At 71.9% G+C, this 10,748-nt stretch carries 5 protein-coding genes and 2 pseudogenes; all 7 read left to right on the top strand.

From position 1 onward, the window contains the following. On the top strand, positions 1-4,283 hold a 4,283-nt coding region (locus HUW36_RS16120), incomplete at its 5' end, for a non-ribosomal peptide synthetase (RefSeq protein WP_174528925.1). Then, positions 4,283-5,581: pseudogene (locus HUW36_RS35155) on the top strand (condensation domain-containing protein); the annotation flags it as partial. The gene HUW36_RS16120 and the pseudogene HUW36_RS35155, both read left to right, overlap by 1 nt. Further along, positions 5,570-7,093 (top strand): annotated as a pseudogene (locus HUW36_RS35150) (amino acid adenylation domain-containing protein); the annotation flags it as partial. The pseudogenes HUW36_RS35155 and HUW36_RS35150, both read left to right, overlap by 12 nt. After that, entirely contained in the window at positions 7,067-8,236 is a 1,170-nt protein-coding gene (locus tag HUW36_RS35145; RefSeq protein WP_425487241.1) for a thioesterase domain-containing protein, read from the top strand. The pseudogene HUW36_RS35150 and the gene HUW36_RS35145, both read left to right, overlap by 27 nt. Next, a complete protein-coding gene (locus tag HUW36_RS16110; RefSeq protein ID WP_174528923.1) occupies positions 8,211-9,512 on the top strand; it encodes an MFS transporter in 1,302 nt (433 codons plus the stop codon). The genes HUW36_RS35145 and HUW36_RS16110 overlap by 26 nt, the downstream gene beginning before the upstream one ends. A 34-nt stretch (positions 9,513-9,546) precedes the next feature. Then, positions 9,547-10,506 carry a TauD/TfdA family dioxygenase gene (locus tag HUW36_RS16105; protein WP_174528922.1) on the top strand — a complete coding sequence of 320 codons (960 nt, stop codon included), beginning with the start codon at positions 9,547-9,549 and terminating at the stop codon, positions 10,504-10,506. Further along, the coding region (locus HUW36_RS16100; protein ID WP_174528921.1) for an AMP-binding protein at positions 10,503-10,748 on the top strand (246 nt) is incomplete at its 3' end. The genes HUW36_RS16105 and HUW36_RS16100, both read left to right, overlap by 4 nt.

Here is a 10,748-nt window from a genome sequence, read left to right as displayed (position 1 = left end):
CCGAGGCCCTGCGCGCCCACCGGGCCAGCAGCGTGGCGCTCACCCCCGCCCGGCTCGCCGGGCTGCTCGACCTGCCGCACCTCACGCTGCCCGACCTCGTCGCCGTGCGCTGCGTCGGCGGGCCGGTGTCGCCCGCCCTGGCGGCACGGTGTGCCGACCGGCTGCCGGGCGTGCTGGTCGACGACCTGTTCGACCTGCCCGCCCACGGTGTCGTGGCGAGCCGCCGGATCACCGGCTCGGCGCCGCCCGGGCTGCTCGGCCGGCCCGCGGGCCGGCGGCTGGAGGTGCTCGACGACCGGATGCGCCGGGTGCCCACCGGCGCCATCGGTCAGCTCTGGGTGCCCGGTCCGGCCGGAGACCACGGGACCGGGGACGGTCCGCACGGGCTGCTCGCCCCCGACCCGTACGGCTCGCCGGGCGACGTCCTGGTGGCCACCGGTGAGCTGGTCCGCCGGCGGGCCGACGGCGCCCTGGAGCACCACGGCCGGCTCGCCGACGAACTGCTCCGCGACGGGTACCGGATCCGTCCGGCGCTGATCGCCCAGGCCCTGCTGGTCGAACCGGGCGTCCGCGCCGCGACGGTGGCGGTCCGCCCGGCGGACGGTGCCGTCCGGCTGGTCGCCTACCTGGTCGGCGAGCCGGACGCCGACGTCGACCGGGTCGACTGGACGGCCCGGCTGCGGGGGCGGCTCGCCGACGGCTGGATCCCCGACGCCGTGGTCACGCTGCCCGCCGTGGTGGAGGACCGCGCCGGTCGGTGGGAGCACGCCGGGCTGCCGGAACCGACGGAGGCCCCCGTCCCCGACGACGTGCCGCGAGTCGGCACCGAGGAGGTGGTCGCCCGGGTGCTGGCGGAGCTGCTCGACCGGCCCTCCGTACGCCGGCACGACGACCTGTTCACCCTCGGCGGGCACTCGCTGCTGGTGATCCGGCTGGTCGCCCGGCTGCGGGCCGCCTTCGGGGTCGAGGTGCCCATCCGCGCGGTCTTCGAGGCGCCCACCCCCGCCGGACTCGCCGCGCGGATCGCCGGGCTGACCGGCGCCGCCGCGCTTCCCCCGGTCCGGCCGGTGGACCGCACCGGCCCGACGCTCGCGTCCTACGGCCAGCGCCGGTTGTGGTTCCTGGACCAGCTCGATCCGGGTAGCCCGCTCTACAACACCCAGCTGCTGCTGCGCCTGCGCGGCGACCTGGACCGGGAGGCGCTGCGCGTCGCGCTGGGCGTCGTCGTGCGCCGCCACGAGGTGTTGCGCAGCCGACTGCTGCTGGTCGACGACGACGTGCACCAGCTGGTCGTCGACGACGAGCCGCCCGTCCTGCGGGAGTTCGACGTCAGCGGCCGGCCGGCCGCCGTGCGCGACGCCGAGCTGTGGACGTCGCTCAAGGCCCACGCCGCCGTACCGTTCGACCTGGCGGCCGACGCGCCGCTGCGGGCGGTGCTGGTGCGCGTCGCCGACGACGAGCACCTGCTGCTCGTCACCCTGCACCACGCGGTCAGCGACGCCCCGTCGATGGATCTCCTGGTGTCGGAGCTGAGCGTCCTCTACGCGGGCGGTTCCCCGGACGACCTGCCCCGCCTCGCCGTCCAGTACGCGGACTTCGCGCTCTGGCAGCGGGAGCTGCTGGCCGGGGTGGGCGCCGGGCAACTCGCGTACTGGCGGGCCCGGCTCGCCGGTCTGCCGACCCGACTGGAGCTGCCGTCCGACCGCCCTCGCCCGGACCGTCGCAGCACGTCCGGCGCGCACGCGCCGCTGCACCTGGACGCCGAACTGGTCGACCGGCTGCGCGTGCTCGCCGGCGGCGAGGGCGGCACCCTGTTCATGGCGTTGCTCGGCGGCTTCTACACGCTGCTGTCGCGCTACACCGGCCAGACCGACCTGGCCGTCGGCGTGCCGGTCGCGGGGCGCGGTCAGTCCGAACTGGAGCCGCTGATCGGCTTCTTCCTCAACACCCTGGTGCTGCGTACCGACCTCGACGGCGACCCCACCTTCCGGGACCTGCTGGCCCGGGTGCGGGAGACCACCGTCGGCGCGTTCGCCCACCGGGACGTGCCGTTCGAGCTGCTCGCCGGTGAGCTGGCCGAGGGACGGGAGCTGGGCACCGACCCGCTGGTGCAGGCGCTGTTCTCGGTGGAGGAGGAACGCGGTGCGGCACCCGCGGTGTCCGGGCTCGCGGTCGAGCGGCTCCCGTTGGGCGCCGACGCCGCCCGGTTCGACCTGAGCGTGCTGCTGTGGCGCGACGGCGACGGACTGTCCGGAACCTTCGAGTACCGCACCGATCTCGTCTCGGCGGAGTTGGCGGACCGGCTCACCCGGCACTACCTGGCGCTGCTCGACGCGGCGGCGTCCTCACCCGACGTACCGCTGTCCCGGCTGCCGCTCACCGCGCCCGACGACCCGGCCCCCGCCGTCTCGGGGGTGTCGCGGGTGTTCGGGGTGGGGTCGTTGGTGGATGTGGTGGGTGGTGGTGGGGGTGTGGTGGGTTCGTGGGGTGTGGTGTCGGGGGTGGAGTTCGGGTCGCGGGTGCGGCGGTTGGGTCGGTTGTTGGTGGGTGTGGGTGTCGGGGTGGATTCGGTGGTGGGGGTGTGTGCGGAGCGGGGTGTGGGGTTGTTGGTGGGGGTTCATGGGGTGGTGGCGGCGGGGGGTGCGTATCTGCCGTTGGAGCCGTCGTTGCCGGATGAGCGGTTGGGGGTGATGGTCGCTGATTCGGGTGCGGGGGTGGTGGTGACGTCGGCTGATCTGGCGGATCGGGTGGCGGGTGTGGTGGGTGTGGGTGTGCGGGTGGTGGTGCTGGGTGAGGAGGTGGGGTGTGCGGATGGGCCGTTGGGTGTGGCGGTGCCGGGTGAGGCGTTGGCGTATGTGATCTATACGTCTGGTTCGACGGGTCGGCCGAAGGGTGTGGGGGTGTCGCATCGGTCGATTTGGAATCGGTTGTGGTGGATGCAGGACGAGTTCGGGTTGGCGGCGGACGATCGTGTGTTGGTGAAGACGCCGTTTTCTTTCGACGTGTCGGTGTGGGAGTTGTTCTGGCCGTCGTTGGTGGGGGCGTCGATGGTGGTGGTGGATCCTGGGGTGCATCGGGATTCGGCGGCGTTGTTGGGTGTGGTGGAGTCGGAGCGGGTGACGACGGTTCATTTTGTGCCGTCGATGTTGGATGCGTTTTTGGCGGAGCCTGGTGTGGGGGTTCGGGCGGCGGGGTTGCGTCGGGTGTTCTGTTCGGGTGAGGCGTTGGGGCCGGATGTGGTGCGTCGGTTCTTCGAGGTGTTGCCCGGGGTGGAGTTGTTCAATTTGTATGGGCCGACCGAGGCGGCGGTGGATGTGACGTGGCATCGGTGTTCGCCGGGTGGTGGTGTGGTGCCTATCGGTCGGCCGGTGGCGAATACGCGGGTGGAGGTTCTGGATTCGGGGTTGGGTCGGGTTCCGGTGGGGGTGCCGGGTGAGTTGTGTATCGGTGGGGTGCAGGTCGGTCGGGGTTATGTGGGTCGGGCGGGGTGGACGGCGGAGCGGTTCGTGCCGGATCCGTTCGGTGTGGTGGGTGCGCGGTTGTATCGGACGGGGGATGTGGCGCGGTGGCGTCCGGACGGGTCGGTGGAGTTCCTGGGGCGTTTCGACGGTCAGGTGAAGGTGCGGGGTTTCCGGATCGAGACCGGTGAGGTGGAGGCCGCGTTGGTGGCGGTGCCGGGGGTCCGTTCGGCGGTGGTGGTGGCGCGGGGTGAGGGCGCCGGGGTGCGGTTGGTGGGTTATGTGGTGCCCGAGGTCGGGGTGGACGTGTCGGGTGTGGACTGGCGGGTGGTGTTGGGTCGTCGGTTGCCGGAGTACGCGGTGCCGGCGCAGGTGGTGGTGATCGAGGAGTTGCCGACCACGGTGAACGGGAAACTCGACCGCTCGGCGCTACCGGAACCGGGCGTGACCCGCACCGACCACACACCCCCACGCAACCCCACCGAGCACCTGCTGGCCGGAATCTGGTGCGAGGTGCTGGGCCTGGCCGAGGTCGGTGTCCACGACAACTTCTTCCACCTCGGCGGGGACTCGATCAGCAGCCTGCGGGTGATCGCGCGGCTGCGTGCCGCCGGCCACGAGGTCAGCCTGCCGGAACTGTTCCGCCACCAGACGGTGGCCGCGTTGGCGGAGGCGATCGGACCGACGGGTGCCGCGGCGGCGGATGCCGGTGCGCCCGAGGGTGACACCACCGGCCCGGACGACTCGGACTTCGGCCTCCTCGACGCCGGTGACCTTGACGTGCTGGACCGGCTCTACGGAGAAGCGAAGGAAGCGTCCGAGTGATGAAGACCGTTGCCCGCGAGCGGGGCGCCGTCGAGAGCGCGTACCCGTTGACCGCCCTTCAGGCCGGCATGCTCTACCACAGCGAGTACCACTCCGACACCGCCACCTACCACGACCTGCTGACGCTGCGCGTCTCCGGCCGGTACGACCCGGAGGCGCTGCGTGCCGCGCTGGCCGAACTGGCCGTCCGGCACCCGGTGCTGCGGACCGGCTTCGACCTGACCAACTTCAGCGAGCCGATGCAGTTGGTCTGGCGCACCGCGACCGTACCGGTGCAGGAGGTGGACCTGCGCGACGCCGCGGACGACGTGGCGCGCCGGGAGGTCGAGCGGTTCGCGGTGGACGAGCGGCACCGGCCGTTCGAGTGGGCCCGGCCGCCGCTGGCCCGGGTCGTCGTGCACCTGCTGCCGGCCGACCGCTTCGACCTCACGATCAGCTTCCACCACGCGATCCTGGACGGCTGGAGCCTGTCGCTGCTCGTCGACGAGCTGCTGCGCCGCTACACCGGTCACCTCGACGGCACGCCGCTGCCGGTCGTCGCGCCGTCGGTCACGTTCCGGGAGTTCGTGGCGCGGGAGAAGCGTGCCGTCGTCGCCCCGGCCAGTCGTGACTTCTGGGCCAGGCTGACGGCCGACGCGCCGGACGGCCGGCTGCCCCGGTTGCCCGGGTATCCGGTCGAGCGGGGTGAGCGGGTCGACGCGCTGCGGACCGGCCTCGACGCGGACCTGGTGACGCGGCTGGGCCGGCTCGCGGTCGAGCTGGGGGTGCCGCTGCGCACCGTGCTGCTCACCGCACACCTGCGGGTGGTCGCCCTGCTCACCGGCGCCGCCGACGCGGTCAGCGGCGTGGTCACCCACGCCCGGGCCGAGCAGGAGGGGGCGCAGGAGGTCCTCGGTCTGTTCCTCAACTCGGTGCCGCTGCGCGTGGACGTCACCGCGGCGAGTTGGAGCGACCTGGTCCGCCGGGTCTTCGACGCGGAACTGGCGGTGATGCCCCACCGCGCCTTCCCGCTCTTCGAGATCCAGCGGCTGGCCGGTCGCGACGCGCTGTTCGACGCGATCTTCGACTTCCGGGACTTCCACCACTACCGGGGCGCCGCCGACGCCGGCCCCGTCGAGTTGCTCGGCAGCGAGACGTTCGAACAGACCAACCTGGCCTTCGCGGCGAACATGATCCGCGACCCCGACGGGGTCGGCCTGACCCTGGAGCTGCGCTTCGACGCCAACCAGTTCCCGCCGGACCAGATCGCCGGGTTCCGGGACTGCTACCTCCGTGCCCTCACCGCGATGACCGACGACCCGTCGGCCAGCCCACGCCCGACCCGACCGCTGCTCGACCCCGCCCACCAACCTCCGGTCTCGGGGGTGTCGCGGGTGTTCGGGGTGGGGTCGTTGGTGGATGTGGTGGGTGGTGGTGGGGGTGTGGTGGGTTCGTGGGGTGTGGTGTCGGGGGTGGAGTTCGGGTCGCGGGTGCGGCGGTTGGGTCGGTTGTTGGTGGGTGTGGGTGTCGGGGTGGATTCGGTGGTGGGGGTGTGTGCGGAGCGGGGTGTGGGGTTGTTGGTGGGGGTTCATGGGGTGGTGGCGGCGGGGGGTGCGTATCTGCCGTTGGAGCCGTCGTTGCCGGATGAGCGGTTGGGGGTGATGGTCGCTGATTCGGGTGCGGGGGTGGTGGTGACGTCGGCTGATCTGGCGGATCGGGTGGCGGGTGTGGTGGGTGTGGGTGTGCGGGTGGTGGTGCTGGGTGAGGAGGTGGGGTGTGCGGATGGGCCGTTGGGTGTGGCGGTGCCGGGTGAGGCGTTGGCGTATGTGATCTATACGTCTGGTTCGACGGGTCGGCCGAAGGGTGTGGGGGTGTCGCATCGGTCGATTTGGAATCGGTTGTGGTGGATGCAGGACGAGTTCGGGTTGGCGGCGGACGATCGTGTGTTGGTGAAGACGCCGTTTTCTTTCGACGTGTCGGTGTGGGAGTTGTTCTGGCCGTCGTTGGTGGGGGCGTCGATGGTGGTGGTGGATCCTGGGGTGCATCGGGATTCGGCGGCGTTGTTGGGTGTGGTGGAGTCGGAGCGGGTGACGACGGTTCATTTTGTGCCGTCGATGTTGGATGCGTTTTTGGCGGAGCCTGGTGTGGGGGTTCGGGCGGCGGGGTTGCGTCGGGTGTTCTGTTCGGGTGAGGCGTTGGGGCCGGATGTGGTGCGTCGGTTCTTCGAGGTGTTGCCCGGGGTGGAGTTGTTCAATTTGTATGGGCCGACCGAGGCGGCGGTGGATGTGACGTGGCATCGGTGTTCGCCGGGTGGTGGTGTGGTGCCTATCGGTCGGCCGGTGGCGAATACGCGGGTGGAGGTTCTGGATTCGGGGTTGGGTCGGGTTCCGGTGGGGGTGCCGGGTGAGTTGTGTATCGGTGGGGTGCAGGTCGGTCGGGGTTATGTGGGTCGGGCGGGGTGGACGGCGGAGCGGTTCGTGCCGGATCCGTTCGGTGTGGTGGGTGCGCGGTTGTATCGGACGGGGGATGTGGCGCGGTGGCGTCCGGACGGGTCGGTGGAGTTCCTGGGGCGTTCTGACGGTCAGGTGAAGGTGCGGGGTTTCCGGATCGAGACCGGTGAGGTGGAGGCCGCGTTGGTGGCGGTGCCGGGGGTCCGTTCGGCGGTGGTGGTGGCGCGGGGTGAGGGCGCCGGGGTGCGGTTGGTGGGTTATGTGGTGCCCGAGGTCGGGGTGGACGTGTCGGGTGTGGACTGGCGGGTGGTGTTGGGTCGTCGGTTGCCGGAGTACGCGGTGCCGGCGCAGGTGGTGGTGATCGAGGAGTTGCCGACCACGGTGAACGGGAAACTCGACCGCTCGGCGCTACCGGAACCGGACGTGACCCGCACCGACCACACACCCCCACGCAACCCCACCGAGGCCGGGCTCGTCGCCATCTGGGCGAAGCTGCTCAACGTCGAGACCGTCGGTGTCCACGACAACTTCTTCGACCTCGGTGGGCACTCGCTGATCGCGCTGCGGCTGGCGATGCTGGTGCGCCAGGAGTTCGCGCGCGAGCTGCCGCTGGCCTCGCTGCTGGCCGCACCCACGGTGGCCCAGCTCGCCGAGGTGGTCACCGCGGCGCCCCCGGCCGTGGCGGGGGTCCCGGGCAGGGCCCGGGTGGTCGACCGGGTGGTGCCGTTGCGGGAGACCGGTGACCGGCCACCGCTGTTCCTCCTGCACGCGCTCGGCGGGCAGATCTTCCGGTACCGGCCACTGGCCGAGCACCTCGGCCCGGACCAGCCCGTCTACGCCATCCCCGGCTACGGGTTCACCCCCGGCGAGGAGCCGATCCAGGGGCTGGACACCATGGCCGACCGCTACGCCGAGCACATCCGGGCGATCCGCCCCGAAGGGCCGTACCTGCTGGGTGGTTTCTGCATCGGCGGCAACATCGCCCTGGAGGTGGCCCGCCGGCTGCGGGACGGCGGCGCCGAGGTGCCGCTGGTCATGCCCGTCTGGTCGTCGATCGAGGAGCCGGTCGTCCGGACCACCCTGGAGAGCGACACCCAGCTCATGATCCATGCCCTGGCCGGCGGCCTGAACACGGTGGACCCGGAGGAGCTCAGCACCCGCTCGCCCGAGGAGCAGCTGCTGACCATCATCCAGGCGGCCACCCAGGAGGACACCCTCCAGTACGCGGCGACCGAGATCGAGGAGGTGCGCCGCTACCTGGCCGTGTTCCGGGCCAACGCGCACGCGGTCGGCCACTACACGCACGCCCCCTACCCGGGCGACGTGGTGCTCTTCATGCCCAGTGAGGACCACGACGTCACGCCGGATCGCGACTACGGATGGCGGGACCTGGTGACCGGTCGCTTCGCCGTCCAGCCGATCCCCGGAACCCGCTTCACCGCGGTGTACGAGCCGTACGTCAGCCAGATGGCGGCACAGATGAGGAGATGGATGCACCATGGACAGCCGGACCGCACCCGCTGAGGCCCCGGAGCAGGGCGCTCCCGACAAGGGCGCGGACCGCGGCCTGCGGGGCAACCGCGACTTCCTCAAACTGTGGAGCGGCGAGAGTCTCGCCATGCTCGGCTCCGAGGTCACCGTCGTGGCGTTGCCGCTGGTGGCGGTCGTGCTGCTGGCGGCCACCCCGTCCGAGATGGGCATCCTCGGGGCCGTGCTGCGGTTGCCGGCGCTGCTCTACCTGGTGGTCGGGGTCTGGCTCGACCGCGTCCGGCGCCGCCCGGTCATGATCGGGGCGGACCTCGGCCGGTTCGTGCTGCTGCTGAGCATCCCGCTGCTCTTCCTCACCGACCAGCTCGCCATGGGGTGGCTCTACGTGGTGGCGTTCGGTGTCGCCGTGATGGGTATCGCCTTCGACGTCGCCTACCAGGCGTACCTGCCGTCGCTGGTGACCCGGGAACACCTCGGGGAGGCGAACGGGAAGCTGTCGATCAGCCACTCGGTCGCGCAGCTCGGGGCGCCCGCCCTGGCGGCCGCCCTGATCGCCAGGTTCAACGCCGCGGTGGCGCTGCTGGTCGGGTCGATCACCTGCCTGATCTCGGCGGTCAACCTGGCCACGATCCGCACCCCGGAGCCACGTCCGGTGCCCGAGGGCGACGGGGCGCGGCCCCGGCTGCTGCCCATGATCACTGCCGGGCTGCGGTACGTGGTCCGGCAGCCCATCCTGCGCCCCATGGTGATCTCCACCGGCATCTTCGTCACCTTCTGGAGCGGCATCCAGACGCTGTACGTCCTGTTCCTGGTGCAGGATCTCAAGCTGCCCAGCGGAGTGGTCGCGTTGATCTTCGCGGCCGGCGGGGCCGGCGCGGTCGTCGGCGCCACGCTCTCCATCCCGGCGCTGCGCCGCTTCGGCCCCGGACGGACGGCGATCTGGTGCACCGTCGTCTGCAACCCGGCCTTCCTGCTCATCCCCTTCACGCCGAGGTCGTTCTGGCCGGCGGTGGTGCTGCTGACGCTCGTCCAGTTCGCCACCGGTCTGACCATGCCGATGAGCAGCGTCAGCATGGGCTCGGTGCGGATGGCGCTGACCCCCGACAACATGCAGGGACGGGTGGCCTCGGCGTTCCGTGGGCTCTCGCTCGGCCTGGCGCCCCTGGGCGCCTTCGCCGCCGGCGCGGCGGCCGAGGTCTGGGGCATCCGGCCGGTCCTGGTGGTCTTCGGGCTCTGCCTGATCCTGCCGATCTTCGTCTACCTGTTCTCGCCCATCCCCGGCCTGCGGACCCTGCCGGAACCGGCGGAGTGACCGGCCGCGCCCGACTTCCAGAGATGAGGACCCCATGAAGATCGAGACGGTGAACAGCCCGTCCGGTGGCACGACGGCCGCCATGGTCACGGTGCCCGGCGCCGGCGACCTGGCGGCCGGCCTCGCCGAACTGGACCGGTGCGATCCGTCGGTGGCCGCGCTGCTGCTCCGGCACGGCGCCGTCTTCCTGCGCGGGTTGCCGGTGGGCACCCCGGAGGACTTCCGCGCGGTGGTCGACCACTTCGGCGTGGCGACCCGCGGCTACGCGCACGGCAACTCACCTCGCACCCAGGTCACCGACGGGGTCTACACGTCGACCGACTACCCGGCCGGGTACGACATCTCGCTGCACAACGAGCTGTCGTACGCGCCGGACTGGCCGGAGCGGCTCTACTTCTGCTGCCTGGTCGAGCCGGCCGGCGGCGGCGCCACCCACCTGTGTGACGGCCGTACGCTGCTGCGCGACCTCGACGCCGGGGTGCGTGAGCGCTTCGAACGCCACGGGGTGACCTACCGGCGGACGATGCACGGCGGCTTCGGGCTCGGCAAGTCGTGGCAGGCCACCTACGAGACCGACGACCGGGAGGCGGTCCGCACGCTGCTGGACGAGGCGGGTGCCGGGCACGAGTGGACCGCCGACGGCGGGCTGCGCAGCTGGCAGACCCAGGCGGCGACGCGCGCGCACCCGGTGACCGGGGAGCGGGCCTGGTTCAACCAGGCGGACCAGTGGCACGTGTCGAACCTGCCGCCGGCCGACGCCGAGGCCCTGCTCAGCCTGGCCGGTGACCCGACGAACCTACCGCTGTGGGCCAGCTACGGCGACGGCTCCGACATTCCCGCCGCCGACCTCGACGAGGTGCGGGCCACCGCGGAGCGGCACGCACTCGACGTGCCGTGGCGGCGCGGCGACGTGCTGCTGGTGGAGAACATGCTGGCCCTGCACGGCCGGCGGGCGTACACCGGGGACCGGCGCATCCTGGTCGCGATGTCATGAGATCGGCCGTGGCCAACCCGTGGCGGGACGTCCACCGACAGGTGCGGGACAGCCGGGTGCCGTACCCGCGCGAGAGCACCCTGCACGAGCTGTTCGTCGAGCGGGCGGCGGCCCGGCCGGGGGCGATCGCGGTCGTCGAGGGCCGGACGGCGACCACCTACCGGGAGCTGGCCGAGCGGGCCGACCGGGTCGCGGCCGACCTGTTGCGGGCGGGCCTGGAACCGGGCGGGCGGGTCGCCGTC

It is taken from the genome of Micromonospora maritima, from assembly GCF_902825405.1.
In the GTDB taxonomy this organism is placed as follows: domain Bacteria; phylum Actinomycetota; class Actinomycetes; order Mycobacteriales; family Micromonosporaceae; genus Micromonospora; species Micromonospora maritima.
The sequence above is the reverse complement of the archived record's forward strand: the minus strand, read 5'-3'. Positions and strand labels throughout refer to the sequence as shown.

Coding starts and splice junctions, on each gene's coding strand:
- HUW36_RS16105 (WP_174528922.1), top strand. CDS start 9,547: ATGAAGATCGAGACGGTGAACAGCCCGTCCGGTGGCACGACGGCCGCC.
- HUW36_RS16110 (WP_174528923.1), top strand. CDS start 8,211: ATGGACAGCCGGACCGCACCCGCTGAGGCCCCGGAGCAGGGCGCTCCC.